The following is a 26693-nucleotide window of genomic DNA, read 5'->3' as shown; positions in this document are numbered from 1 at the left end:
ACTTGAAAACTTTACACAGTCTCAGCAGAAATAACCTGCGCCGCCGCATTCACAACCGCCGCAATACGGCCAACATCGCGCAATTGCGTTGCCGACATGCCTTCCTTCTTCAGCAACTCAAAATGTGATTTCACACAGAAATGGCATTTACCGATGATGGAAGCCGATAAGGCGTACATCTCGAAACGGCGCTTATCCACACCACCATTGGTCGCATAGGCATTCATGCGCAACTGGGCCCCCTGGCTTTTCAGGTCAGCGTCGTCGGCCATTTCCACATACGGGTACCAGACATTGTTCATACCCATCAAAGCCGCTGCTGTCAGCGCTGCATTGATTTCTTCCGGCGTGATTGCGCCACTGGATTTGATGGCTTCAATGATTACCGTGCTTTTTGCTGCGAAGGCAGCAGCCAGTGCCACGCCTACCGCGTCATTGCCTTCCAGGCTGGAGCGGGCGATCGTGCCATCGATATTCAGACGGATATCCTTGGCGTAATCAGGAATACGACTTTTAATTAAATTCAAGAATTCCATAGTATTTACCTATCAAATAGTGGTTTTAAAACCCGCCGTAGCGGGTTTATTCTACATCTACAGCTATGCCTCTGAATTACAGAGTTGCGCCGCCTACTGTACGGTTGCATGGGCACAGTTCGTCTGTTTGCAGACCATCCAGAATACGTAGGATTTCTGTAGGGTTGCGGCCAACGTTGAGGTTGTTGACAGAAACGTGTTGGATGACGTTGTCTGGATCAACAATAAAAGTCGCGCGCAGTGCAACGCCAGCGCTAACATCACGTACGCCCAGCATGTCGACCAAAGAGCCTGTTGCATCGCCGAACGCATAGTGGTTCAGTTTGTCCAGGTCTTTGTGCTCACGACGCCATGCCAGTTTGCAGAATTCGTTATCGGTAGAACCACCCAACAAGATTGCATCGCGGTCAGCGAAGTCGTTAGTCAGTTTGGCAAATTCAACGATTTCAGTTGGGCATACAAATGTGAAATCTTTTGGATAGAAATAAATGATTTTCCATTTACCTGGGAAAGAAGCTTCGGTGATGTCTTCAAATGCGGAGACGCCGTTTTCTTCATGATGATTGAAGCCTGGCTTGGCTGCTGGAACTTTGAATGCGTCGAGTTTTTGACCTACAGTTTTCATTAAATTCTCCTGATGACGTAACAAGGTGGGCAATCTGCCCACAACGAAGCGAAGCATATCACTATGAATTTTAAATATCCAATAGATTTTAACTACCAAATACTTAGTTAAAAACTAGGCTCATGGGTCAGCCTGATCGTAAAAATTTATCGTAAGAATTCATAGTAAAAAGGCGACGTTGATAAGTGGCCAGTAGGCATGCTGGCAGTCTTAAGTTACCCTGTCATTACGCCGGTGCACGGCGGCCATGAGGGTAAACCAAAATGTGCTGCCCTTGCCTTCTTCGGTTTCAAAGCCTATCTCACCACCCATTTTTTCGACGAAGGTCTTGGTGATGTTCAGGCCCAGGCCTGTGCCACCTTGTTGCCGGGTATTAGTACCATCTGCCTGGGCAAATTTCTTGAAAATCTGCTCCCTGAAAGCCAGGGGTATGCCCTGGCCTTTGTCTTCCACTTCTATTTTGTAGATGCCGGAAATTTCAGTAATCCTGATTTGTACCTCTGCCCCATTCGGCGAAAACTTGGCGGCATTCGATAGCAGGTTGGCAAACACTTGCATGACACGCACGCTGTCACCCATAGCCCAGGCTTGCTCAGGATGACAGCTGATGCGATAACGCACATTTAATGCCTGGGCATAGCCGGCATTGGCTTCTATCGCCTGCCGGGTCACGGCCACCAGATCAAAACGTTCTATATTGATGACCATCTTGCCGGAAGCCAGTTTTTCCATGTCCAATATGTCATTCACCAGAACCCCCAGGCGCTGGCAATTCTTGTGCGCGACCTTGATCAGTTGCATGACCTTGGGTGCCAGCTCACCGACTACACCACTTTCCAGCAAGCCCAGGGCGCCGCGTATTGAGGTCAGAGGCGTGCGCAATTCATGACTGACGACAGAGATGAATTCCGACTTGATGCGGTCAGCCTTGCGCTGCTCGGTCAAGTCCAGTACGAAACCCACCCATTCGTCAAAAGAGCCCTCCAGTTGAGCCAGGCCGACCATGACGGGGATGTGAGCACCATCCTTGCGTATCAGTTCACCTTCATAAGGCTTGGCTTGTCCATGCCAGCGCAATTCTTCCATGGCATTCTGGTGAGCAGCATGGCTTTCTGCTGAAGTTCGTTCCAGCCAGCTCATGCCAAATTCAGCAAATTCCAGTCTCTGCACGCCAGCCAGTTGTAGCAAGACATCATTGGCTTCAGTCAGCTTACCGCTCAAATTGCCTTGCATGATGCCAATAAGGCTGGAATTGACCAGGCGGCGCAAGCGCGACTCACTGACCATCAAGGCTTCTACCATGCGAGACTTTTCCTTGCTGGCCTGTTCAGCCGCATCCTTAGCCGCCACCAGGCTGCATTCAGCTTCTTTCATCTGGGTGATATCGCGCACGCTAAACACGCGGCCTACCCTTCTGTCACGCAAGAATTCCGGTTTGGACACACAAACAAAATAACGCCCGTCTTTCAGCGTCATCAAGTCTTCTGTTTCCCGGTTAGGGTCATCACGGATTTTTTCCAGGCTGGCAAAAAAATCCTCGGCATCTTGCAGGGCATCCCGCAGATGGGAAAACATTTTTGTCTCACTCCTGGAAGCCAGCAATTCATCCGTCAAATGCCACATGGATGAAAAGCGCTGATTGATATTGATGACATTCCCGCTCAAGTCTATCGATAGTATGCCTTCTGCTGTGGCATCCAGCGAGCTTTGCAATTGCGCTACCAGATGTACCTGGCCTTCGACCAGTTCACGCCTGTGGGTAATGTCTTCGGCATGGATGATAAAAAATTCGCTGCCGTTTTCTATAAAAGTGGATACCCGTTTTTCTACTGGAAATGACAGCCCATGGCGGCTGATCCATTCGCTCTCGGCAATGGCCTTGCCTTCTGCCTGGGCATCAGCCCGCAAGGCTTCCCAGAAAAAAACATCCTGTAGCGAGCACTCTATATTGGCCAACGGCAACCCCAGCAACTCTTCCTTGCCATAGAACAGCATCTGGCAAGCCAGCAGATTGGCATCAACCACCAGCATATGCTGGATATCAACGACCAGGATCGCATCACGGCTATGCTCTATGATATGGCGCAGCAATCCCTGGCTCAGTGAGGCAGGCAAAGCGGAAGCGGACTGTGACATGCTGGTGTCGCTCATTTCTGCTAGCTTTGGCCGGGTAAAGGGCCGCCCTGTGTTTTCTTCGATTGAGAATCAAAATAATAATTGACCCTCTTGCGCGGATTCAGGTAATTGAAAATTGCCCTGGGCAATAATCCTGGCCTGATGCTGGCGCTGATGGATAATTCCTTATTCTCTTCGGCCAGGTCCAGAATGATGGCATCTTCCTTGGGTATTTCGGCATCATATACCAGCACGCGCGGACGCAAGGGTTTGCCCACATTCACATTCATGACCAGGCCTATGGCTTCATTCGACAACCTGACCAAAGTACCAGGTGGATACACGCCCAGGCTCTTGACCAGGGTCGCCATGATGGCTGGATCAAACTGCGTGCGCCTGTGCGCATACATGGTTGACAAGGCTTCATGTGGGGTCAGTGACTGGCGGGGATCGTTGTGATTACATAAATTATCGTACACATTGGCGATAGTCACAATACGCGTAGGCATGCTGATCGCATTTCCCTTGAGTTTATGTGGGTAACCCGTGCCATCCATGTATTCATGATGCTGGGCAATAACATCCAGCACTACAGGTGGCAAACCCGCCTTTTTGCCGACGGCCACGCCATACTCGGGATGCATTTCAAAAAAATGCTGCTCGGGCTTGCTCAGGGGCTCGGTCTTATTGATTATATGCTCGGGCACATCGACCTTGCCCAGGTCGTGGAATAGCGCTGCAATACCGATTTCCTTGATCTGTGCATCGCTGCATTTCATCTCATGCGCCAGCATCATGGCCAGCACAGAAACATTCAGGGTATGGAAATACATTTCTTCACTACCCGCCGTCTGCTGTATCAGGTGCATAACCGTATCACTACCGCTGAGGAAGACCTCGGCCATACTGTCGACCAGCTTACCTGCCTCTATGATGGTTTCTTTGGGTTTGGAGAAAATCAGTTTGTTGATGCTCTTGACGACGCTGGCAGCACGGACGAATTTTTCTTCGCAGCGGGCGATTTCGTCACGCTGTTTTTGCAGTTTCTCGAAACGTGCCCGTTTTGCATCAATAATGTTGGCATACACCTTTGCTGAACCCAAGGTACTCACTGGCGCAGCAGGAGCAGCAACGACAGGCTTGCTGGCGGGCGGATTGACTGCCGCCGGATCAGACTTGGATGGAATATAGCGCACATGCTTGAGCTTGAGCGCTACCAGATCGTCGATTTGCTGCTGACTTGTGATCTTGAACGAGTTCATCGGGAAAGAATGCTCAAACCAACTCAGATCGAGTTTGATGAACATTCCGATCCTGAGCTGATCAATCACAATTAACTGGCTATCATCAGACATGTGGACGCAATAGTAGATATTTACTCTGACGATAGCATACGCCCCCTGCATTTGCAAAACCTTAACCCCTGAGAAAGACTTTCTGGCGACAAATGCAAAGCCGCAAGGAAAATCCTGCATTTCCACCAGCCGACGTTATAATCCCTGTCCTGTACATTTTGAAGGTTACTCACCGTGTCCGATCGCCTTGCCGTCCTGCCCCAATATTTGATGCCTAAACAGGCGCTGACTGTGCTTTTTGGCAAATTCGCCAATGCTAAAGCAGGCAAGTTCACGACCAGCCTCATCAATTGGTTCGTCGGCAAGTACCAGGTGAATATGCAGGAAGCTGCCAATCCAGATATCAGCAGCTATGCCAGCTTCAATGAATTCTTTACCCGTCCTTTGCGCGCTGATGCGCGCCCGCTGGCCAATAGCGATTTGCTGAGTCCGGTAGATGGTGCCATCAGCCAGTTTGGCCCCATTACAAAAGATCAGATCTACCAGGCCAAGGGGCATAGCTATAGCACCACCGCCCTGGTTGGCGGTGACAGCCAGCTGGCGTCCTTGTTCGAAGATGGCAGCTTTGCCACGCTCTACCTGAGCCCGCGCGACTATCACCGTATCCATATGCCTTGCGATGGCCGCCTGACACGCATGATCTATGTGCCTGGTGCGCTTTTTTCTGTCAACCCGACGACAGCACGCGGTGTGCCTGGCTTGTTTGCCCGTAATGAGCGCGTGGTGTGCGTATTTGAATCTGCAAATGGACCGTTTGTATTAACACTGGTGGGTGCCACCATCGTTGGCAGTATGGCGACCACCTGGCATGGCATAGTCAATCCGCCACGTAGCGCCGAAGTCCGCGAATGGCGTTATGAAGACCAGAATATCAACCTGAAAAAAGGGGAAGAAATGGGCCGTTTCTTGCTGGGCTCCACAGTTGTCATGCTATTCCCGAAAAACACCCTGGAATTCAATCCTGCCTGGACACCAGCAAAAGCCATTTGCATGGGCGAAACCATGGGCATGTATCCAGCTAAATAATTTCGCCACAGTCAGCAATATAGAAAAGTCCGGGTATTTGCACCTGATAAATACCCGGAAAAAGCCTGGATCAGGCTTCTCCCTCCGCTCCCCCCGACAGACTATCTGCACTCCCTTCCTGATTACCTGATAATTTTGCAAAAAAGGCAAAATTCCTTCACTTTGCATCTGCCACTTTCTTCAGCAAAGCCTGCTCACGCCCTGAACTAAAGAATATCCATAAAAAACGCTTGCCAAACAGTTCCGAATATTCAATAATCTAAATAAGAATTGTTATCGTTTAGATTTGCAAGGTAAAATATGACTACAAATGGTGCTATTCAGGAGGCTGCTGAGCTGCTTAACAAAGCGGCTGCAGTAACAGTAAATCATGCTCAGCAAGACATCCCCCGCATTAAAAGCGGTGATTTGATGCAGCAAAAGCGTGAATTGGAAATTGATCATGCGGGTCGTATTTACAGACTGCGCATTACGCAACTGAACAAGCTGATATTGACAGCCTGAAACGCTGATCATACTTGGAGGCCAGACATGCCAGGTGGAACGCTGATGAATGAAGAATTATCGGGTCTGGCTGCCTCATCCAAGCAGCCTGAATTATTGGTTTCTGCAGTATTGCACCTGATGTCGCATTACACGGTCAACAATACGAATAATGTGACACGAGAAGAAGCTGAGCAAGCAAATACCAAGCTGGCTTCAGTCATAGAAAGACATTTGAAAGTACTGGCAAATTTGCCGGATCTGGCTCCGGTGCTGCAAGCCACTTGCCAGCAATTATCCGAGCAATGGGCCGGTCTGGTAGAAAAGAAAACAGCGCAACAGACCAAGCTGCGCAAATTGGGTTGGCTGCTGGCCTTCACTGGTAAAAAATCTGCATTAATGGAGTAGCTTCATGATTGTATGTGTTTGCAATAATGTGTCGGAAAAGAAAATTCATCAGGCTGTCGCCATGGGTGCCAGCACGATGGCTGATCTGCGCGAGCAACTTGATGTCGGTACTTGCTGCGGTAAATGCGCAGGCTGCGCACGTAAAGTCATGCGCCAATGCCTGACTGAGCAAGGCAGCAACACATCCAGCTTCCAGAATTTCATTCAACAACTACACTTCCAGCCCAGCGTCGTGACCGCTTGAGGTTCGCCATGTCTACACTCACTTTACAGCAAATCCCGCAGGATTTTACCGCCCCCAAATCCCGCATCCTGTCCCTGGCCGTCATCATCATCGCACACATGGTGTTGTTTTATGCCCTGCAACACGGCCTGCTCACGCATGCTGTGCAGATACTGCCTAAAGAAGTCGTCATGACCTTTGTCGAGCCACCAGCGGTAAAATCAGAACCACCGCCCAAACCCGTCCCCATGAAAAAACTGACGGCGGTGCAAATACCCGCACCTGTCATTCCGCATATCACGCCAGCAGTAGAAATTCCGGCTGACGTGCACCAGATTACGACCCAGGCAGCACCACCCTCTCCTCAACCAGCAGTTGTGGCAGCAAAAGTCGAAACCGCTCCGGCACCAGCCGTGCCAGCCCAGCCAAAACAAATCAGTGCCGTCGAGTATGTACGTGCACCTCAGGCTGACTATCCACCCATGTCCAAGCGCATGGGTGAAGAAGGCAAGGTGACTTTGCGAGTACTGGTCAATGAAAGAGGTGTAGCAGAAAAAGTCGACATCCAAAAGTCTTCAGGCTCGAATCGCCTGGATGAAGCTGCCAAAGTCGCCATCTTGCGCGCTATTTTCAAACCCTATCTTGAAGATGGGAAGGCTCTGACAGTGATCGCCACAGCCACGATCAGCTTCTCGCTGAGCAGCTAAAACCATTACCCTCCCCCGGGAAAGGCCAGATTGCAGCAATTGCGTAATCTGGCTTTTTTTATTCTTACCCTTTTCCGGTAGGAGCGGCTTCAGCCGCGAACATCAATCCATACGAGCGATACTTACGCTCATTTCCTGTTTGAATTCTGTTCTTTGCTTAAACCATTCGCTGCTAAAGCTGCTTCTGCAAGAAAGCGTAGCCTGGGGGCGGCTCAGCTATCGCGCTGAACGACATCAACGACTAAGATGGAAACACAGTTGTGCTTCACCTTCTCCATGCTTTCGCCGTTAAAGGAAATCTGTAAATCAATATTATCGCGTGAGAAATTCCAATAAATGAGTCGATTATGTTCGCCATAATAAGCTTCTGATTGAAAGCCAAGTTCCGTCAGCCTTTTTTTATAAGCATCCAGATCGACTTGGCAGACAGGGGTCATGTCGGCGTAATTATGGGTTTGGTCATCGAAGGAAAATATCAGGCGACCACGTTTGCTGTCTTCCTTGCTCAAGATCACGCTAATATTAAAGAACCAGGTATCGGTAATTTTTGCGCCGACCCCATATTTCCTGAGATTTTTATCGTCAAAGTAAACCTTGAGGCCCATGGCGATCTCCAGCTTTTTAGCAGAAAAATCCTCGGCCGTTTTGATATTGCCAATCAGGTCCAGCATGCGCCTGCTGGCTTCCTCTGCAGTCATTGTCGGAAAATCCAGCGCTGCATTTTGAAGTGTATTTTCCATAGACTTATTGTTTGCGATAGAAGAGGAGGAAGACACCGTAACCGAAGAGTTTTTTTCATGCGTCAATGGATTAACGCTTTGCGCGCAAGAAGCCGTCAGAAAACCAGCAAGTGCCGTAGAAATAATCACGCGGATAAGTTTGATACGACTATGCTTTACCTGCTCATAGCTGGGAGCAGGTAAAGACGATGAAGCAAAGGCTTGGAATTGCATAAGCTGACTCTTTCAAACTATCCACAAGCAGAGAATACCGGGTACCTGATTCAGGAGCACACAATATCTTTGCTCTGGGTCCGCCTCCTCAAAAGCACATTTAAGCATGATCACCAAATTTGAGGCAAACCTGACTTCCCCCTCATTGATGAAATGAGTCATGATTACACTGCAAGGTCTTGCCGCTTTTTAGATTAGCAGAAAACTAAATGAGAATAATTGCGTTTCAATAGTTCTGTCAATTTCAAACATCTTGTCACCTGAAGCACTGAATCCGGCGATGTAAATCATCTTCATTTTGCAACTGCCACTGAATGCTCTATGATGTGATAAAAACCCGCATGCAAACCTGCATCAGCAATCACATCACTCACAGTATCAATAGACACAGGAAGGAAAGCCATGAAAGGCGATGCGAAAGTCATCAAACTGCTTAATGCGCAACTCACCAATGAACTGAGCGCCATCAACCAATACTTTTTGCATGCACGCATGTATAAACATTGGGGCTTTGAAAAAATAGCCAAGAAGGAATATGAAGAATCCATAGGCGAAATGAAGCATGCCGACAAGCTCATCGATCGCATCTTGATGCTGGGTGGCTTGCCTAATCTGCAAGCTCTGCACAAGCTCATGATAGGAGAAGACACCCAGGAAATGCTGCAGTGTGACTTGAAGCTGGAAGTTGCTGCACAAAAAACCGTCAAGGAAGGTGTCGCTACTTGTGAAGTAGTTGGCGACTATGTTTCACGTGATCTGTTCCAGCTTATCCTGGAAGATACTGAAGAACATATAGACTGGCTGGAAACCCAGCTGGAATTGATAGAAAAAATCGGTATCCAGAATTATCTGCAATCACAAATGTCGACAGAAGAATGATGACAGCCTGACTGTTGCAAATAAAAAAGGGATGTAGCTCACGCTACATCCCTTTTGTGTTTTTTCAGTTCGACTTATTGTGGCACAGTGTCTTTGAAAGAAGCACGTTCCGACAATTTATCCAATAGTTTAGCCAGATTAGGGTAGTCGCCACGCCAGTCTATCTCCGGGAAACGGAAGCTCAACCAAGCCAGGGCACAACCCACGCTGATATCAGCCAGGGTCAAATGCGTGCCTGTACAATATGCTGTATCACCAAGGCCACTGGACATGGATTTCAAGCCTGCATGGACCTTGCTCATTTGTCGGTCTATCCACTCCTGGCTTTGCTGTTCCGCAGGGCGCAAGGTTTTTTCCAGACGCACCAGAATGGCGGCATCCATGATGCCATCTGCCAGGGCTTCCCAGCATTTGACTTCAACACGTTCGCGGCCCTGGGCCGGGATCAGCTTGCCCACTGGTGTCAATGTATCGATATACTCAACGATGACACGCGAATCAAACATGGCACCGCCGTCTTCCATCAAAAGACAAGGCACTTTCCCCAAGGGGTTGGATTGCTGTATGGTGGTGTCTGCTGCCCACACGTTTTCTTGAATAAAAACGTAATCAAGTTTCTTCTCCGCCATGACAACGCGGACTTTTCTGACAAAAGGACTAGTGATGGAGCCAATAAGTTTCATAGGAATCTGGTAGTAGGTTTAGGCCGGATTATAGCATCGCCTGCCTGCAAATCCGTGCTGTCAGGGCTGGCGTGCAGAGCAGCAACATCATCATGATTCTGTAGTTTGAACGCATTCAAATGGTAAAATCGCATATTCAGTGCAAAAAAACTGTCTTCACACAACAATTGTGAATTTTTGCTAAATATAAACTATTTGCAAAATTTACACTTATGTTGTTTTTTGAGCAAGGCTTTCTGTCTTTCCATCTCTATAGTCCATCATGTCTCTATCCTCACTTTCTGCTCTCTCTGCCCTTTCACCGCTTGACGGTCGTTATGCAAGTAAAGTTGACGCTTTGCGTGCCACTTTGTCTGAAGCTGGCTTCATGTATCATCGTGTCAAAGTTGAAGTGTCCTGGCTGCAAGCCCTGTCACAAGCTGGTTTCGATGAGATCAAGGCGTTTTCTCCGGCGGCGAATGCCTTGCTCGATAAAATCCTCACTGAATTTTCTGAAGCCGATGCACAACGCATCAAGGAAATCGAAGCCGTGACCAATCACGATGTCAAAGCCGTGGAATATTGGTTGAAAGAGCAAGTCAAGGATGTGCCTGAACTGGTTGCCGCCAGTGAATTCATCCACTTTGCCTGCACATCTGAAGATATCAACAACACTTCACACGGCATGATGTTGAAGACGGCCCGCAATGATGTGATGTTGCCAGCCTTGCGCAATGTCATCGCCAGGCTGACTGAACTGGCCCACCTGAATGCCGATGTACCCATGCTGTCGCGTACCCATGGCCAGGCTGCCAGCCCGACTACCCTGGGCAAGGAAATGGCCAACGTCGTCGCCCGCCTGCAGCGCGCTATCAAGCGTATAGAACAGGTAGAAATCCTCGGCAAGATGAATGGTGCCGTTGGCAATTACAATGCGCATTTGTCGGCCTACCCTGGCTATGACTGGGAAAATTTTTCCAAAAACGTCATCGAACAACGCCTGGGTCTGACCTACAATCCCTACACCATACAAATCGAACCGCATGATTACATGGCTGAAATGTTTGATGCATTCGCCCGCGTCAACACTATCCTGCTCGATTTGAACCGCGACATCTGGGGTTATATCTCAGTTGGTTATTTCAAGCAAAAAACCAAGGCTGGCGAAATCGGTTCATCCACAATGCCACATAAAGTCAATCCTATCGACTTTGAAAATTCTGAAGGCAATCTGGGCCTGGCTAACTCCCTGCTGCGCCATCTGTCAGAAAAATTGCCAGTATCCCGCTGGCAGCGCGACCTGACTGACTCTACAGTCTTGCGTAATATCGGTGTGGCTTTTGGTTATACCCTGCTGGCCTATGACAGCTGCCTGCGCGGCCTCAATAAACTGGAAACCAATCCTGAACGCCTGGCGGCTGACCTGGATGCCACCTGGGAAGTATTGGCTGAGCCGGTACAAACCGTGATGCGTCGTTATGCAGTTGAAAACGCTTATGAGCAATTGAAAGAATTGACACGCGGCAAAGGCATCACCAAAGCAGCCTTGCAAGAGTTTGTCGAAGGCTTGGCCATCCCGCGCGAAGCCAAGGATTTGCTGCTGGCAATGACACCGGCGAATTACACTGGTATCGCAGCGAAACTGGCAAAGGCGATTTAAACGCAGTTTTAAAAACTGGTTTTTAGAAGCGCCAAACAAAACAGGCAGATCAAATGATCTGCCTGTTTTTATTGTTACTCGTTATTTCTGCGAACGGAACGGGAACATCAGTTGTTTCACGAAGCCGTCTGGCATATAGTCGCCCTGCACACCATATTTCTCAGGGAAACCTTTTTGACCCTTGATCGCGGTACCAAACAAATGATCAAGGAAGGCATAGTGGGCGGCATAGTTTCTGTCGATTGCCACATCATCTGATGAATGGTGCCAGTGGTGAAAGTCTGGCGTGACGATCAGGTACTTGATTGGTCCCCAGGGCAAATGCACATTGGCGTGGTTAAACACAGCCTGGAAACCAACCACGATGATGTAGACGTCCATCACTGTCTTTTCAAAACCCAGTACATACAAGGCACCCAGCACACCGACACGGGTGCAGATCAACTCCAGGATATGCTGGCGTGAACCGGCCAGCCAGTCCATGGTCTTGGCGGAATGATGAACAGCGTGGAAGCGCCATAAAAATGGGATTTCATGATAGGCACGATGCGTCCAGTACTGCACCATATCTGCCGCCAGGATACACAACAACAGTTGTGGAATAAACGCGATGGACTGCACAAAATCACGCACACTGTCATGCGCCATCCAGCCGAACAAGCGATGAATGGCAAAGTTGACGGTCAACAAGGCCAGGCCAACGATGAAGTGATTGACGGCAAAATGCACCATGTCAGTTTGCCACTCGCGACGGAAAATCAATTGCCCCTTGTAGAGCGGGAAGATTTTTTCTATGACCACAAAAATAATCGTCGACCCCAGCAAATCGAGGATGAACCAGTCCAGTCCTATATAAGGTGTATGGTCAGGAAAGTCTGCCACAGGCACATGCGAGCCACCAAAAGCCACGGCTGCAATCACCAGGGCAGCCGCCACGGCATTCAAGCCACGACGGCGATTGAACAAGACATTGAGCAGGCTGATCACGCCAGACAGCACCAGGGCAGCAAACAAGATATGGCGTATCAAGTCTGGCGAATAATTCTTGCGCAACTCAGGCGTGGTCAGGTATTGCGGGAAGTGGAAGGCAACCACCCCCAATAGACAAAGAAAGGCCAGGGTCAGGGCCAGCACACCACTGGCCAGTCCAGTGCCAGGCTTCAAGGGCCCGCTTTGATCCAGCAGATCTGTGGTTTCACTGACTGCACCGGCAACATTGCCAAGTACAGCCTTGGCCGGGGCGCTTATTTTTTTTCCTAAGGATTTTTCTGGAATTTCTGGTTTCATTATGACTATGATGAGTGGCAAGATGGCCCATTGAGATGAATCGCTCAGACACCAGCGCTAAAACCTGAGCTTAGCCGGATAAGCGCGACAATACCCGAAAAAAGTATATCCGCCTACTCATTTCAAAAGACTGTCTGTAGCAGACGCTTACACTTTCTTTGCATAAAAATTTGGCGGTGTTCAGCAGACTTTCTTTTTTTTTGCTATATTAGTTCTACTTCGAACTAATTATCTCTTTCATCAGAGGAGCCAGCATGGCAGCCACTCAAAGATATTCCAATTTCAGCATAGCCTTGCACTGGTTGATTGCCGTTCTCATCGTTATTGCCTTTATTTTAGGCAATATCATGGTAGATATGAGAATCAGCCCTAGCAAGTTGCAGTATTTCTCCTACCACAAATGGCTAGGGGTCACGGTACTGGGCTTTGTCGCTATCCGCCTGATCAGCCGCTTGCTGAGTAAAGCCCCTCCTTATCCCACGAATATGGGTAAAACCCAGCTGCTTGCTGCCAATGGCACGCACATCCTGCTGTATGTACTGATGTTTGCCGTACCCTTGTCTGGTTATTTTTACACCCTGGCAGCGGGCTATCCGGTAGTCTACTTGGGATTATTCGAATTACCAGTATTAATAGCTCCCAACCCGGAACTCAAGGGGACTTTGAAAGAATTGCATGAAATTTTAAACAAAGTCATGCTGGTTCTGGTCTTACTGCATGTTGCTGCGGCGCTCAAGCATCACTTCTACGATAAAGACGGGCTGCTGAACCGCATGCGCCCAGGTCGTTAACTTTTTAAACAGGTAAATTATGTCCGATTTCTCCATCAAAAAAATTGCTCTCGCTACTGCATTGACACTGGCAATCTCAGTCCCGGCTATCGCTGCCCTTGTCAAAGTCGATAATGCCAAGAGTGCAGTCAATATTGTCTTTAAGCAAATGAATGTGCCTGTCGATGCCAAATTCAAAAAATTCGCAGCCAACATAGACTATGACAGTGCCAAGCCTGAATCATCCAAGGCAACGGTAGACATTGATGTTGCCAGCTTTGATCTGGGCGATGCCGAGTACAACAAGGAAGTCTTGAAGAAGGAATGGTTTAACGCCGCCACCTTCCCCAAGGCCAGTTTTGTTTCCACTTCCATGAAGGCGGGTGCGGCAGGCAAGCTCGATGTCAGCGGCAAGCTCAGTATCAAGGGCAAGACTGTAGATGTCAGTTTTCCTTTAACGGTCAAGAAAGAAGGTAATAGCCAGATTTTTGACGGTGTCCTGCCGATCAAGCGTCTCACTTTCAATATCGGTGAAGGTGAATGGAAAGATACCGGCATGGTCGCCGATGAAGTACAGATCAAGTTTCACGTAGTCACCAACCCGTAATACTGAGTAACACCAGTTTTGCAATCAAACTAATTTTTCTACCTCCAGGAGTAATACATGAAAATCGCCAAACTTATCGCCGCCGCCCTGCTGATCAGCACTGCACCTGCATTTGCTCAAACCTATAATATTGAATCCAACCACACCTACCCCAGCTTTGAAGCTGACCATATGGGTATCTCAGTATGGCGTGGCAAATTCAATAAAACTTCGGGCAAGATCGTGCTGGACCGCGCTGCGAAAACTGGCACTGTCGATATCACTATCGATGCCAATTCCCTGGATTTTGGTCATGAAAAAATGAATGAGCATGCGAAGTCCAAAGACATGTTCAATGTAGCGCAATTCCCTACTGCAACTTACAAAGGTACATCCATCAAGTTTGATGGCGATACGCCTGTTGCCGTCATCGGTGAATTGACTTTGCTGGGCGTAACCAAGCCTGTTACTTTGACGATCAATAAATTCAAATGTATACAGCATCCCATGTTCAAGAAAGAAGCTTGCGGTGCAGATGCCACGGCAGAATTCAAACGTACTGATTTTGGCCTGAGCTACGGTACGCCACGTTTTGCACCAGAAGTGAAACTGGCTATCCAGGTAGAAGCGATCAAGGCTGACTAATTTTTGAATTAGTTGCCGTCCCTGGTTTGGTCCGCTAACACTAATTGCGGATCAGACCATAACCTTAACAATTTATTTTATGGGTGAACGTTACCTGCGCAGCATACGATTACTGTCGGAGTGCATGCAATTATTTGAACAGGCTTCTGCCAGGAATGTGCGCAAGCTGGGTTTTACCCATTCGCAATTCGATATCATTGCCACACTGGGCAATACACCAGGCATGACTTGCAAGGAGCTGGGTGAAAAAACACTGATCACCAAGGGCACGCTGACTGGTGTGCTCGACAGGCTGGAGTATAAAGGTTTGATACAGCGTGAACGCGGCAATGATGACAGACGCCAGTTGTTCGTCAAACTGACACCAGTTGGTGAAGCCACTTTCGATGACATCTTTCCCAAGGTAGTACAGTCTGGCAAGCAACGCTTCAAGACCTACACAGAAGATGACTACCTGAACCTGGAAACCAGCTTACTCAAACTCAGGCAGCATTTGCAGGAAGACGGCAATTGATATCCGGGTTCCTCTATTGCCCTTGCCAGCCATTCTTCCACCTCCCAGATTCTCCTTCAGCATACATAACCAGCAAACCACAATCCTGCTGTTTTTTTTAAAAAAATAGCAGATAATCATGTAAGAAACTGTCGCAAGAGCCAGGTGTGAACGGGGCCAAGATTGCTGTTGATAAATGGCGCCCCTCTTTGAAGTTGCAGCCCAAGTGGCAATACAGAGCCCTCCGTCAGTCAATGGACACCGTCCCCACCTATTCCTCTCAAGGCATAAATGGAAAACAAGATATACATGGGTCATTTCATCGTTTCCATAATCGCGGACAGAACGGAGGACGGGAAAAAAGAGCGTTTCATGACCCTGGTTGGCAATGAGGTGCAATTGCACACCGAGCGTAGCAGGGCGATGCTGATACGCCTCTATACAACAAACTATAGTGTTGTATTGGCTAGTACACCAACAACAATTGGGGGTTATGAGCGTGAATTCTATTTGCACTTTGCTTTCAGTGGTGGTGCAGATACAGGGCATGCGAACCTTGTTTTCCCCGCATACGCTGTTCACGATATTTATTCTAAAGAAAAAATCGGACCTGAAGGTGGGGAGACCATCATTATGCGTGATGGCTCCTTATTGTGTTGTTCTGCAGGGCATGACCAGACCCCTCACTTATTCCGCCTGCACCCCGAAAGAATTCCCACGTCCAGACCCAATCCCTGGAAATTTGAACCTGCACCGGTTCCCTCATTTGCGGGTGGGGACTTGCGATTCGTCAATTTTCAAAACGACAGGTTTATCTTAAATGCGCCGGGCGCTAATTTGTCTCACTCAAGTCTGTATGGTGCCCGCTTGTGCGGATCAACCCTGAATAATGTGAATTTCGACCATTCCAACAATTCCGACACGGCGTATGGCGAAGGTGACATAGGTTCAACACTGGATGATTCAACCTGGAACCACGCTGGCTGCTTGGAAACCATATTCAGAAAATGCTCTCTTCAAAGAGCAGATTTTTCCAAAGCCGAATTCAGCTCGTCAAAAATTCTTCCCAGGGATGCGTATAAGCATGCCATTAGAAACGGCCCACCCAAATTTATCAAGGCCGACTTGCAAGATGCCGACTTCAGTACCAGCGACCTGCGCGGCGTGGATTTCACTTCTGCAGATTTGCGCGGTGCCAAACTCAAGGGTGCCCTGATGGATAAATGCATACTCACAGGGGCAGACTTGTCGGGCGCAGATTTGTCCGATACTGATTTGAGGAATGTCATATTCGATGACAAGCGGCCGCGCCTGAGTCCTGAGAAAATCTCATCTGGTGATCGCAGGACCATTTTGCGGAATACTCAATTGAAAGCCAGTTTGTTAGGCTTAAACTGGAACAATCTGGACCTGACCAGCGCCACTATCTATGACATACCAACAGACTTATCTGAGCTGAAAGCGAAGCAGGCAAATCTGACGAATATTGATTTTACCGGGTGTAAGTTAACAGACGCAGACTTCCGTTTAAGCGCGCTTAGTAAAGTCGACTTCACTTCTGCTGATCTCAGTAATGCCAACTTTTCCGATCTCGACTTGAGAAACGTAACTCTGACTTGCGCGACCGTCAGCAATGTTCAAGTCGATGGTACCGACCTTTCCGGACTGGATTTGAGGACAGTGAAAATTAGCAAGCCCATCATAGGGTCGGTCGATACGAAACGCCGCACCAAATTATGCAAGACAAAACTGAACGCCAATTTATTCGGTAAAGTCTGGACCGCGCTGGACTTGACTGATGCGAGCATAGCAAAACTGACTACCACCGACTTAACCGGTATGCAAGCCGACGATGCCTTACTAACAGGTGTCACCCTGTCTGATGCGAACTTTAATTCGAACGACAGCGATACTACCAAGATAGTAAGCAGCTTTCGTCGAGCCTTGTTTCATGGTGCCGACCTGCAGCGCACGCAATTCAAAAACGCCATACTGGAAGGTGCGCAATTTGGTGCCTACCGCCCGGTATTTCGCATGTCTGCAGATGAGGCGGACCGACAAGGCTTGCCTGCATTTTGGGCACAGCGACTAAACTTGGCGACACTTCACGCTGAAGAGCCTCTACGACACCTCGATGCAAATAACAACAACCCCGCGCTCTTGCACAGGTATGAGTCACGTGCCAATGGTGAGCGAGAACTATTGCTATTGACCACAGCAGTTCCGGCCAATCTGTCCAACGCCTACCTGGCAGGTGCCAACCTGACAAATGCCAATCTGGAAGAGGTCACCGCCAATGGCGTACACATCTATGGTGGAGAGGATGGCAGGTCACAACTGGCGGGCGCTGTCATGACCCGCATCAAGCTGGTCGGCGCCAATCTGGGTTCTGCGGATTTGACCAAGGCCCAATTGCAGGGGGCCAACCTGAATGGTGCCAATCTTGTCGGTGCGAAACTGGATGGCGCAGACCTGTCGCCTGCCAAGAGCGGCACAACATCTCTCACAGACTTGACAGGGGCCTATCTGGCTGGCGCGTCCTTCGACAACACCAAACTCAATGGCGCAATACTCACCGGTGCTGCCGTCCCAGGAAGAAATGGGGTTTACCTGTTCACCCTGAGCAATGCTCAGGCAATAACAGAGATCCGGGCATCCAAATTCAAGAACCTGAGGTTCAAGGATTATCGATCAGATTTATCCAAACTGAACCTGGATGAGTTAAGCAAAAAATTAATCAAAGAGGGCTTTAGTATCAATGCAGGAGCCAAGCTAAGTCTGGTCGCGTCCGATCCCGTCAAATGGGAAATCATCATGGACAATCTGACTTACCGGCTTGATCTGCTTGTCGAAGAGAGCCCGGTAAAACTCACCGTCAATGATGACAAGCAGCTCAACACCACGTTCCTGAGCAATCATCTGGCCGCACTGCAGAATAATCAACTCGATGTGCTCATCCTTGCCTTCAAGGAAATTGGTATTAGCTTGACTGCAAACGCCAAAATCGTCGCAAAAGATCCTCAACGTCCCAGCAACTGGAAGATACACAATAACAGCCCGGATCCTGATCTTCTATTGTCTACCGGACTCTACAAGACCGGGAAAAATGACTTGTATGTCGGTACACCATGGGATCTTGCACGCAATGAATTCAAAATCCAAAAAATGGGCTTGCAGGCAGGTGCCAAACTGAAGACAGGAGATAAAGACCAATGGCTGCTCAGCAATGAAATAGCTGACCTTAACGGTATTCATACCGGTTACGTCGAATTTCGCCTGATAGCAGAAGAAACAGGTAGCATCGCCGTTTTTGGTACTACATTGCAAGTCGTCAGGCTGACTGCAGAAAATAAATTACAGGTATTCCCAACCGTATTGCTGCCTCCAAAAGGTTTTGACCAACACATTATGGATGGTGAAACATATTGCCCGAATGGCCAGCGCCTGCAAGACCTCGGTGTCGGTACATGGGATGAGAAATGGTTGCGCACCAATGCATCGCCCAAACCGCCAACGTGTGTACCCAGCAAGGATGGCTGGTGCCCTATAGATATTCCCAAAATAGACAGTTCGATCAGATAAAAAACACCACGGCATGCACGGCAAGACATCCTGGTCTGACTGCCTCTACAGGCTGTCACTCACGATAAACTCTCTGCCGCTGAAACGATTAAGCGCCAGATAAATGCTGAAGCAAAAAGCCTTGATATAACCTGAAAGAGGCAATGATGGCAGATACCAGTTGCTCATCAAACTGACGCTTGTGGGCAAAGTCACTTTTGATAATATCTTTACCAAGGTGGTACAGCCTGGCAAACAACATGTATAGGAAGATGGTAGTTAATAACGAGGCTGGACGGTCACCCTGATCTGTCCCTTTACCACGGCTCATCACCCTCCACTCTTCTCTCGTCTGATCTGCGTCCGGCATACGGCAAAAAATCTTGCTGTTTTTTTAAGAAAAATAGCAGATAATCATGTATCCCCCTCACCCTAAGGAGTCCTCATGTCCAGTCATGCAAATTTTCTTGGTACCTTGCATCTTAGCTTGCCAACCAATAATAATGATGATGACGGTCCTCTGACCCTCCATGCCATGGGCAAGCAATATGCCATAGAGCAACATTCTCCTGTCACCCTGAAGGCACATCAGGAATCGAACCCGGCGCTGGCAGCGATACCGGCCTCACACCTTAGCCACATCACCCATTTCGTAGAAGGAGTAGAGCTACCCGGCAATGCTGTCGGCCTGTACTACGCTACCAAGGCTTCACGCGATCCTGATGCCTTGATGGGTGAAATTGTGGCGACCAGTATCCATGTCCCGCATGAGGCACGCCTTATCGCTGCGCGCCGCCGCCAGCGTGCCAAGCTCAAGCTGCGTGTGCCTGGCATGTTGCGTCAGTTGAATGCACCTACTGACCTGTTAAAGGCCAGTAACACTGATCAAAATGAACTCTTGCAGGCAGCTGCCCTGATACTCAGTCCGTATGAGACAGCCAAGGCGATCTTGTTCCAGCATCCCGAGATTGCCTCCATCAATCCGGAAATTGCGGCTGACATGATTGATTACTACATAGAAGAGGCACTGGACCGCCATCCCGAATTATGGCAATACCTCTCCACCCATCCTTCCGGCAGCAAAGACCCCTGGCAACACAATACATTCGCAAAAAATACAGATGGCAGCACCTTTGAGCCACCTTCTGACCTGGTAGGCAAAGATGGTGTGACAGTAAAATGGCCCACAGGCCCCAACGGCAAACCGGCCATTCCACAATCAGAACTGTCTGATGGCACACTCGCCGCTGCCAAACTGGCCCTTGATTACGTGCTCAGTAAAACCAAGGATGCCCCCAGCCTGCATGGAGTGGTGTGGCAACGCACGCAAGGCATCCCGTCCACACAAGACAAGCAAGGGGTAACCGTTTCTGCAGCTTCATTATTGTCCAGCAATGAAACTGGCGAGGTTGGAGAGAATGGAGTCAGTAGCAACGCATTTCCAGCTTATCGCTGGTCGCTGGCCAATCCCGGCTCAGCCTGGGGCCTGGAAGTGTATGACCGTGAAATCAAGTACGACAGTGCCACGCAATACATGCACATCAAGATAAAGAACAAGGCCAACCGTTGCCTGGGTGCGTATGTGCAGTTTCTCGACAGTCAGGATAAACCTATCGTGCCGGTAGGTTGGAAAGACAGAATGAAACACAAATCCTATCAACCCAGCGATACCAAAAAATATCTTGAATTCATACGCCCGGCCGACTGCATCATGGGCATACCACTGGGCGGCAATGTCACAACATTGTCATTTCCATTTTATCCGCAAGCGGTCAAAGCACGCATATTGTTGGGTGGCATGGGGACTGGTGAAGGTGATCCTGATGTTACGCACCTGGGCCGCAACAGTACAGCAATACTCAACTACGCATTGCCGGGCATGATGATCAGCTTTGGCGTGGGCATGGATTCAAGCGCGTGGTTTTATTCGATATTCACCAACCCCATCGTATTGGAATTGCTGCTAGGCGTACTCAACGAAGACGGTGATACCTGGCGCAAGACCATGACTTCGGAATTCTTTTTGCGCAAGGCTGTCGGTTCCGTCTGTACCATTATCTTCAACAAAGCATTGATCGCCTTCATAGCCAAGCCTCTCGTAGCACGCGTAGCTGGCCAGCAGGTAGCACAGTCAGCACCTGTAGCTGGCTGGGTCATGAAGATCATGTGTCTCACTGCGGCAAGCGGGATGATTATTTCAACCACGGTCGCAGCACAAAATGCGCCCAGTCTCTACAAACTGCAACTGAATCGCGCCATCGATGTTCACGTGAATTTGTTGCCAGACCCAGCCCATGGAGGCAAAGATGCAGTCTGGCCTCTGAATTTTGATCACTACACCCTGACCCTGATACATCAAAGCGGCGCAAGCCAAAAACTGGGACCTTTCCCCAGGAAAGATGCCAGTTCACCGATAAAACATCATTTTGGTAATGTTCCAGCTGGTGAGCTTGAAAATATACAAGTCACGGCAAACCTGTATTCCAAGAACGAATGGTTATGCGGTGCCTGGGTCAGCGACTGGATGAAAGCTGTTTCTCCTGACGGCTCCAGCATTCTCAAGCTGACAGGTACTATAGTCGAGCGCCTGGTGCCACTGGCCAGCGACACCAGCTATTTGCACAAGAAAAAACTGGCCTTTCAAAACGGCAAGCGCATCTGGCAAGAAACAGTGTCAGCACCAACTGAAGTATGGGACACGCCCAAGAAAGACCCCGATCACCAAGTCAGCAAACTGGTCAACCTGACCTCGAATAACCATGCTTACCGTATCGGCTATACCTGGATGGCGAATGGCATGGGTCTGCCTTTGGACAATGATATGACGCCAGTCAATTCACAAATGTATACTTTCCAGTGCATCAGCACACTGGCAGACCCGGAAAAAGGCAGCAAGCTGGCCGGGCGAGGGTTTTCAGTACAACCAACTGTGGCATTTGATCAATTCGGGCCACAGGCATTGCTGACACTGCCGCTGACCATGATGAACGAACTCGACTCATCTACCACTGCTGTCAGTGCAGAAATTCGTAACAGCTTTACGAATGCAGGTAAGCCCTTACCGCAAAAAGCATATAAAAAACAGCTGACCAAAACACTGGAATGGTGGATAGGTGAAGAAGGTAAAACAGACTACCTGTATGTCTTGAAGCGCAGGCCTGCATCCATTGATGTCTACGCTTACCCTAATCCTGAGTTCAGTTCACGCAATTTCTATCTTGATCCGCGTAGTTCACAGGACAGTAAATTACACTTGCGGCACATTGATCTGACCGACAGCAGCAAGGAATTCAATTACGAGAGCAATCAAAGCTGGGGGGTTTTTAATCAAAGCAACCTGGATGCCGTCATCATTCATCCACGTGGCTATGCCATAGGCGTCAGTTTTCAAAACCATAAAATAGAAATCCTGGAACTGCCTGACAAAGCCAGCAATGATGCTGCGGCACCACTTGCTACTCCCATGTCTGGCAAAGGAAGGCAGGAAGGATTATTGAATGGCCCCAAGGCTATGGCAGTGACCGCCGATGGCCGCATCCTGATACTTGAGCAAACCAATACCAGGATTCAGGCCTTCGATACCACAGGCAACCCGGTACAGTGTTTTGCTGGTAGCTTAAAATTCACTCTTGATGCCGGCTTCATCGACACGCTGGACAAGCACGTCATATCGACCGCACTGACAGCGGCTTTGCAAAAGGCAAGCAAACCAGAACTCGCGCCCAAATTATATTTGCGACCACAGTTCCAGAACGACCTGAATGCAGGGCGCCTGACTGAAGCAATTCATCAGGCATTCAAGAGGAAGGGCATGCCATTGGCTGCCAGCGCTACTGTCAGCACGATTGCTGAGAGTGAAACCTGGCTGGTGCATGATCCGGAATCTACCCTGAGCTTCGATATCCGTGCCGATGACGATGAAATGCCCGTCCGCAGTGCGGCCACCTATACCATCGAAGTGCAAAATGCTGGCACCCGCTGGTTAATACGTGACACGACCAATGTGCAAACCTTCCTGGTCCAAAAAAATGCCAGCGGCAGCCTGGAAAGCCAGCAATTAATCGCGACCATGGCACTGAAGAAAGAGGCGGACGAGAATCTCGAATACCTGGACATCGCCTGCGAGCCTGAAGGCTTTATTTATGTGCTGTCCTTTCTGCGCCCGGGCAGCACAGCTAAAGCCTATCGACTCGACATTTATAATCCGGATGGCAGTCACCTGGCGCGCACCCCCAAAAACCCGAATGAACCGGGCGTGAACGCTGCCAAGATTGCTGTTGATCACTGGCGTACCCTGTTTACACTGAATTACGAGTCTTATAGCGGCCCTGGCGGCCGTACCGAGCCGTCCATCAGTCAATGGGCACCGTCGCCACCTACTCCCCCCAAGGCATAAATGGACAGCCATATCTACTCTGGTTATTTCATCGTCTCGATCCAGGCCGAACGCGGTGTACGTTACATGACCCTGGTTGGTAATCAGGTGCAATTACACACTGATCGCAACAAGGCAATGCTGATACGCCTGTATTCCCGTCCTTATGGCGGGATACTGGCCAGCGCACCATTGACCCTGAATGGCAAAGAGGGGGAATATCATTTAGATCTGGTTTTCAATGGCGATATAGGCCAGGGCAATCTCATCGCACGGGATGGTTCCGGACGCAGGATCGATTTTCGCCAACAGATCGGACCTGAAGGGGGGCAGACCATCATCATGCTTGGTGGTTCCTTGCTGGGTTGTTCTGCGGGACATAACCAGGCATCTCACCTGTTCCGCCTGTCTCCGGAAAATAATGGCATGTTCAGGCCTCATCCCTGGACATTCCAGCCTGCATCTGTCGCTTCATTTGCTGATGGGGACTTGCGTTTCCTGAATGTGGAAAGAGACAATTTTTCTCTAAATGCGCCACGCTCAAACTTGTCCGGTGCAGCATTGTCTGAAGCACGCCTGTGCGGATCAATTTTGAACAATGTGAAATTCAATAACACCGTGAATTACAAAACGGTGTTCGGTGAAATCAACCAGGGCTCAAAACTGGATGATACCACCTGGAATGAAGCTAGCTGCCTAAATGCTAACTTCAGCAAATGTTCGCTTCAAAGGGCCAATTTTTCCGGTGCCGAGTTCAGCATGTCCAAAGATAAGGCCATGTTTCCATTTCCTGGAGTTGTTCCGCCCAAGTTTATCAATGCCGACTTGCGGGATGCCGATTTCAAGACTTGCGACTTGCGCGGCGTGGATTTCACCAATGCAGATTTGCGTGGCGCCAAACTCAATGGTGCCCTGATGGATAAATGTATACTGACAGGAGCAGATTTGTCAGGCGCAGACCTGTCCAATACCAATTTGAAAAGCGTCATATTTGCTGACAAGCGGCCACGCCTGAGTCCGGAAAAACTCTCAACCAGTGATCGCAAGACCATTTTGCGCAGTACCCAATTGAAAGCCAGTTTGCTAGGCTTGGTCTGGAACAACCTGGACCTCACAAATGCCACTATCTCCGACATACCAACCGATTTATCGACACTGAAAGCGACCCAGTCAAACCTGAAAAGTGTCGATTTTACCAAACGGAAACTGACAGGCGCCGACTTCCGTTCCAGTACACTTGACGATATCAATTTCGACTCCGCCGATCTGAGCAATGCTGACTTGTCCAATCTGGATTTAAAAAAAGTCAGCATGAAAAACACTACTCTCAGCGCAGCAAAAGTTGATGGTGCAGACCTTTCCGGACTGGACCTGACGTCCGTGGAGATCAGCAGTCCGATCACGGGGTCAACCGATCCCAAACGCCGTACCAAGTTACGCAAAACAAAACTGAATGCCGATTTATTCGGCAAAGTCTGGACAGCGCTGGATATGGCTGATGCAATCATAACAAAACTGGCCACTACCGATTTGACCGGCATGCAAGCAAGCGATGTCATACTGACGGATGTTACCCTGAATGGTGCGAATTTCAATTCCATCAAAAGTGACAGTACCTCAATAATAACAAGTTTTCTTCGTGCCTCGTTTCATGGTGCCAATTTGCAGCGCACGCAATTCAAGAACGCGATACTGGAAGGTGCACAGTTTGGTGCCTACCGCCCGGTATTTCGCATGCTGGCAAGCGATGCTGAAGCACTGCCCGCCTTATTGGCGCAACAGCTGAACTCAGTTGCAACACAGACCGAAGGGCATCTGTTGCGTGCTGAGACAAGCAGCGGCGACCCAGCGCTCTTGCTCAGGTATGAAACACGCGCCAATGGTGAGCAGGAACTGCTGATGCTGGCTGCCGCAGTTCCGGCCAATCTGTCCAATGCCTATCTGGCAGGTGCCAACCTGAAAAATGCCAATCTGGAAGGAGTCATCGCCAATGGCGTGCACATCTATGGTGGAGAGGGTGGCAGATCACAACTAGAGGGCGCTATGATGTCGCGCATCAATCTGGTCGGTGCCAATCTGGGTTCTGCGGATTTGACCAAGGCCCAATTGCAGGGTGCTAACCTCAATGGCGCCAATCTTGTCGGTGCAAAACTGGATCATGCCGACCTGTCCCCTGCCAAGAACGGCCAGGATGTTCTCCTCACAGACCTGACAGGAGCCTATCTGGCTGGCGCATCCTTCGAGAACGCAAAACTCAACGGCGCCATCTTCACTGGCGCAGCCATTCCCAGCGAAAAAGGGGTGTACCTATTCACCCTGGACAATGTTCAAGCAATTAAAGAGATCAAGACGTCAAAGTCAGAGAATCTGTCATTCAAGGATTATCGTTCAGATCTGAACAAGTTGAATCTGGGAGAGTTAAGCAAAAAATTAAAAGCAAAGGATTTTAGTATCAATGAAGGAGCCAAGCTAAGCAAGGTCGCATCCGACCCCGTCAAATGGGAAATCGTGACGGACAATGCGACTTACCGGCTTGACCTGGTGACAGAAGATGGTTCAAAACTAACCGTGAATGATGACAAGCAACTCGACAGCAAACTACTGAGTAATCACCTGGCAGCACTCCACAATAATCAACTCGATGTGCTCATCCCTGCCTTTAAGGAAATTGGCATTACCTTGACTGAAAGTACCAAAATCGTCGCAAAAGATCCGCAACGCCCGTCTGGCTGGAAGATCAGCAATAACAGCCCGGACCCTGATCTTTTATTATCGACAGAATTCTACAAAACGGGAAAAAATTATTTATACATTAACACCCAAAGGGATCTGATTCTGGTACGCAACGAATTCAAGATCAAAAAAATGGGCTTGCAAGCAGGCGCAAAACTGCAGGCAGAGGGCAAAGATCAATGGCTGCTCAGTAATGAAATAGCTGACCTTGACGGTATCCATACCGGTTATGTCGAATTTCGCCTGGTTGCGGAAGAAATTGACAGTGTCGCCGTTTTTGGCACCAAATTACAAGTGGTCAGGCTGGGTGAACAAGACAGGCAACAGGTATTCCCTACCGTATTGAAGAAGCCCGATGGCTTCGACAACAAGATCATGGATGGCGAAACATATTGCCCGAATGGCGAGCGCCTGAAAGATCTCGGCGTCGATAATTGGAATGAGAAATGGTTGCGCACTAATGCCGCACCCAAACCACCAAAGTGTATCCCCACCAAGAATGGCTGGTGCCCCATAGAATAAGATTGGAATAAGAAAGGACCTAATTCCCCTCAAAAACACCAGGGCGACTATCAGGATACCCTGGTTTATCGGCAATCACTAAGGTGACT

General features: G+C 49.1%; 22 protein-coding genes. 14 read left to right on the top strand and 8 right to left on the bottom strand.

What is annotated here, in order from left to right; all coding sequences use genetic code 11:
* Positions 1–11: 11 nt before the first annotated feature.
* The 4 genes from ACO0LC_RS07570 to ACO0LC_RS07555 all read right to left on the bottom strand — a co-directional run bounded on the left by ACO0LC_RS07570 (position 12) and on the right by ACO0LC_RS07555 (position 4631).
* Positions 12–536 carry a carboxymuconolactone decarboxylase family protein gene (locus ACO0LC_RS07570; RefSeq protein WP_423002032.1) on the bottom strand — a complete coding sequence of 175 codons (525 nt, stop codon included), beginning with the start codon at positions 534–536 and terminating at the stop codon, positions 12–14.
* A gap of 76 nt (positions 537–612) precedes the next feature.
* Positions 613–1161, bottom strand: a complete 549-nt coding sequence (locus ACO0LC_RS07565; RefSeq protein ID WP_423002031.1) for a peroxiredoxin — start codon at positions 1159–1161, stop codon at positions 613–615.
* A 210-nt stretch (positions 1162–1371) separates the two neighbouring features.
* Positions 1372–3297 (bottom strand): PAS domain-containing sensor histidine kinase, encoded by a 1926-nt coding sequence (locus tag ACO0LC_RS07560; protein WP_423002030.1) that lies wholly within the window; start codon positions 3295–3297, stop codon positions 1372–1374.
* A 20-nt stretch (positions 3298–3317) separates the two neighbouring features.
* Positions 3318–4631: an HD-GYP domain-containing protein gene (locus tag ACO0LC_RS07555; RefSeq protein ID WP_423002029.1), complete on the bottom strand. Its 1314-nt coding sequence runs from the start codon at positions 4629–4631 to the stop codon at positions 3318–3320.
* Between the two features lie 174 nt (positions 4632–4805).
* Between ACO0LC_RS07555 and asd the strand changes: the two genes are divergently transcribed.
* From asd to ACO0LC_RS07530, 5 genes are all read left to right on the top strand, one after another.
* Complete coding sequence (asd, locus tag ACO0LC_RS07550) at positions 4806–5657, top strand: archaetidylserine decarboxylase (RefSeq protein WP_423002028.1); 852 nt, start codon at positions 4806–4808, stop codon at positions 5655–5657.
* A gap of 300 nt (positions 5658–5957) precedes the next feature.
* Positions 5958–6161 (top strand): hemin uptake protein HemP, encoded by a 204-nt coding sequence (gene hemP, locus ACO0LC_RS07545; RefSeq protein ID WP_423002027.1) that lies wholly within the window; start codon positions 5958–5960, stop codon positions 6159–6161.
* Positions 6162–6188: 27 nt separating this feature from the next.
* The gene (locus ACO0LC_RS07540; RefSeq protein WP_423002026.1) at positions 6189–6548 is read left to right on the top strand and encodes a hypothetical protein; all 360 of its coding nucleotides are present in this window, start codon (positions 6189–6191) and stop codon (positions 6546–6548) included.
* 4 nt (positions 6549–6552) lie between these two features.
* Complete coding sequence (locus ACO0LC_RS07535; RefSeq protein ID WP_423002025.1) at positions 6553–6792, top strand: (2Fe-2S)-binding protein; 240 nt, start codon at positions 6553–6555, stop codon at positions 6790–6792.
* An 8-nt stretch (positions 6793–6800) separates the two neighbouring features.
* On the top strand, positions 6801–7478 hold the full coding sequence (locus ACO0LC_RS07530; protein ID WP_423002024.1) for an energy transducer TonB: 678 nt from the start codon (positions 6801–6803) through the stop codon (positions 7476–7478).
* 212 nt (positions 7479–7690) lie between these two features.
* Here the strand turns inward: ACO0LC_RS07530 and ACO0LC_RS07525 are convergent, their stop codons facing one another.
* Entirely contained in the window at positions 7691–8431 is a 741-nt protein-coding gene (locus ACO0LC_RS07525) for a hypothetical protein (RefSeq protein ID WP_423002023.1), read from the bottom strand.
* 402 nt (positions 8432–8833) lie between these two features.
* On the opposite strand from ACO0LC_RS07525, the gene bfr reads away from it, so the two are divergent.
* Positions 8834–9310 carry a bacterioferritin gene (gene bfr, locus ACO0LC_RS07520; RefSeq protein ID WP_423002022.1) on the top strand — a complete coding sequence of 159 codons (477 nt, stop codon included), beginning with the start codon at positions 8834–8836 and terminating at the stop codon, positions 9308–9310.
* Positions 9311–9384: 74 nt separating this feature from the next.
* Here bfr and ACO0LC_RS07515 read toward each other — a convergent pair whose 3' ends face one another.
* Positions 9385–9993 (bottom strand): glutathione S-transferase, encoded by a 609-nt coding sequence (locus ACO0LC_RS07515; protein WP_423002021.1) that lies wholly within the window; start codon positions 9991–9993, stop codon positions 9385–9387.
* A gap of 262 nt (positions 9994–10255) precedes the next feature.
* Here ACO0LC_RS07515 and purB point away from each other — a divergent pair, with 262 nt between their 5' ends.
* Entirely contained in the window at positions 10256–11632 is a 1377-nt protein-coding gene (purB, locus tag ACO0LC_RS07510; protein ID WP_423002020.1) for an adenylosuccinate lyase, read from the top strand.
* Positions 11633–11713: 81 nt separating this feature from the next.
* On the opposite strand, the gene ACO0LC_RS07505 is transcribed toward purB, so the two are convergent.
* On the bottom strand, positions 11714–12919 hold the full coding sequence (locus ACO0LC_RS07505) for a sterol desaturase family protein (RefSeq protein ID WP_423002019.1): 1206 nt from the start codon (positions 12917–12919) through the stop codon (positions 11714–11716).
* Positions 12920–13173: 254 nt separating this feature from the next.
* Here ACO0LC_RS07505 and ACO0LC_RS07500 point away from each other — a divergent pair, with 254 nt between their 5' ends.
* The 5 genes from ACO0LC_RS07500 (at position 13174) to ACO0LC_RS07480 (ending at position 18995) form a co-directional block, all read left to right on the top strand.
* A complete protein-coding gene (locus ACO0LC_RS07500) occupies positions 13174–13710 on the top strand; it encodes a cytochrome b (RefSeq protein WP_423002018.1) in 537 nt (178 codons plus the stop codon).
* Between the two features lie 19 nt (positions 13711–13729).
* A complete protein-coding gene (locus tag ACO0LC_RS07495; protein ID WP_423002017.1) occupies positions 13730–14296 on the top strand; it encodes a YceI family protein in 567 nt (188 codons plus the stop codon).
* A gap of 57 nt (positions 14297–14353) precedes the next feature.
* A complete protein-coding gene (locus ACO0LC_RS07490; RefSeq protein WP_423002016.1) occupies positions 14354–14920 on the top strand; it encodes a YceI family protein in 567 nt (188 codons plus the stop codon).
* A 79-nt stretch (positions 14921–14999) separates the two neighbouring features.
* Entirely contained in the window at positions 15000–15434 is a 435-nt protein-coding gene (locus ACO0LC_RS07485; RefSeq protein WP_423002015.1) for a MarR family winged helix-turn-helix transcriptional regulator, read from the top strand.
* Positions 15435–15704: 270 nt separating this feature from the next.
* Positions 15705–18995 carry a pentapeptide repeat-containing protein gene (locus ACO0LC_RS07480; protein ID WP_423002014.1) on the top strand — a complete coding sequence of 1097 codons (3291 nt, stop codon included), beginning with the start codon at positions 15705–15707 and terminating at the stop codon, positions 18993–18995.
* Positions 18996–19083: 88 nt separating this feature from the next.
* Here the strand turns inward: ACO0LC_RS07480 and ACO0LC_RS07475 are convergent, their stop codons facing one another.
* Positions 19084–19305, bottom strand: coding sequence for a hypothetical protein (locus tag ACO0LC_RS07475; RefSeq protein WP_423002013.1), 222 nt, complete (start codon positions 19303–19305; stop codon positions 19084–19086).
* Positions 19306–19419: 114 nt separating this feature from the next.
* Here ACO0LC_RS07475 and ACO0LC_RS07470 point away from each other — a divergent pair, with 114 nt between their 5' ends.
* On the top strand, positions 19420–23370 hold the full coding sequence (locus ACO0LC_RS07470; RefSeq protein ID WP_423002012.1) for a hypothetical protein: 3951 nt from the start codon (positions 19420–19422) through the stop codon (positions 23368–23370).
* Positions 23371–26604 carry a pentapeptide repeat-containing protein gene (locus ACO0LC_RS07465; RefSeq protein ID WP_423002011.1) on the top strand — a complete coding sequence of 1078 codons (3234 nt, stop codon included), beginning with the start codon at positions 23371–23373 and terminating at the stop codon, positions 26602–26604. It begins immediately after the preceding gene.
* Positions 26605–26693: the final 89 nt, after the last annotated feature.

This window comes from Undibacterium sp. JH2W, from assembly GCF_049340425.1.
In the GTDB taxonomy this organism is placed as follows: domain Bacteria; phylum Pseudomonadota; class Gammaproteobacteria; order Burkholderiales; family Burkholderiaceae_D; genus Undibacterium.
This window is presented reverse-complemented; position numbering and strand designations above follow the sequence as displayed.

Coding starts and splice junctions, on each gene's coding strand:
- ACO0LC_RS07570 (WP_423002032.1), bottom strand. CDS start 536: ATGGAATTCTTGAATTTAATTAAAAGTCGTATTCCTGATTACGCCAAG.
- ACO0LC_RS07505 (WP_423002019.1), bottom strand. CDS start 12,919: ATGAAACCAGAAATTCCAGAAAAATCCTTAGGAAAAAAAATAAGCGCC.
- ACO0LC_RS07535 (WP_423002025.1), top strand. CDS start 6,553: ATGATTGTATGTGTTTGCAATAATGTGTCGGAAAAGAAAATTCATCAG.
- bfr (WP_423002022.1), top strand. CDS start 8,834: ATGAAAGGCGATGCGAAAGTCATCAAACTGCTTAATGCGCAACTCACC.
- ACO0LC_RS07560 (WP_423002030.1), bottom strand. CDS start 3,297: ATGTCACAGTCCGCTTCCGCTTTGCCTGCCTCACTGAGCCAGGGATTG.
- ACO0LC_RS07470 (WP_423002012.1), top strand. CDS start 19,420: ATGTCCAGTCATGCAAATTTTCTTGGTACCTTGCATCTTAGCTTGCCA.
- ACO0LC_RS07565 (WP_423002031.1), bottom strand. CDS start 1,161: ATGAAAACTGTAGGTCAAAAACTCGACGCATTCAAAGTTCCAGCAGCC.
- ACO0LC_RS07500 (WP_423002018.1), top strand. CDS start 13,174: ATGGCAGCCACTCAAAGATATTCCAATTTCAGCATAGCCTTGCACTGG.
- ACO0LC_RS07465 (WP_423002011.1), top strand. CDS start 23,371: ATGGACAGCCATATCTACTCTGGTTATTTCATCGTCTCGATCCAGGCC.
- hemP (WP_423002027.1), top strand. CDS start 5,958: ATGACTACAAATGGTGCTATTCAGGAGGCTGCTGAGCTGCTTAACAAA.
- ACO0LC_RS07490 (WP_423002016.1), top strand. CDS start 14,354: ATGAAAATCGCCAAACTTATCGCCGCCGCCCTGCTGATCAGCACTGCA.
- ACO0LC_RS07525 (WP_423002023.1), bottom strand. CDS start 8,431: ATGCAATTCCAAGCCTTTGCTTCATCGTCTTTACCTGCTCCCAGCTAT.
- ACO0LC_RS07485 (WP_423002015.1), top strand. CDS start 15,000: ATGGGTGAACGTTACCTGCGCAGCATACGATTACTGTCGGAGTGCATG.
- ACO0LC_RS07475 (WP_423002013.1), bottom strand. CDS start 19,305: ATGAGCCGTGGTAAAGGGACAGATCAGGGTGACCGTCCAGCCTCGTTA.
- ACO0LC_RS07540 (WP_423002026.1), top strand. CDS start 6,189: ATGCCAGGTGGAACGCTGATGAATGAAGAATTATCGGGTCTGGCTGCC.
- ACO0LC_RS07530 (WP_423002024.1), top strand. CDS start 6,801: ATGTCTACACTCACTTTACAGCAAATCCCGCAGGATTTTACCGCCCCC.
- ACO0LC_RS07480 (WP_423002014.1), top strand. CDS start 15,705: ATGGAAAACAAGATATACATGGGTCATTTCATCGTTTCCATAATCGCG.
- ACO0LC_RS07495 (WP_423002017.1), top strand. CDS start 13,730: ATGTCCGATTTCTCCATCAAAAAAATTGCTCTCGCTACTGCATTGACA.
- purB (WP_423002020.1), top strand. CDS start 10,256: ATGTCTCTATCCTCACTTTCTGCTCTCTCTGCCCTTTCACCGCTTGAC.
- ACO0LC_RS07515 (WP_423002021.1), bottom strand. CDS start 9,993: ATGAAACTTATTGGCTCCATCACTAGTCCTTTTGTCAGAAAAGTCCGC.
- ACO0LC_RS07555 (WP_423002029.1), bottom strand. CDS start 4,631: ATGTCTGATGATAGCCAGTTAATTGTGATTGATCAGCTCAGGATCGGA.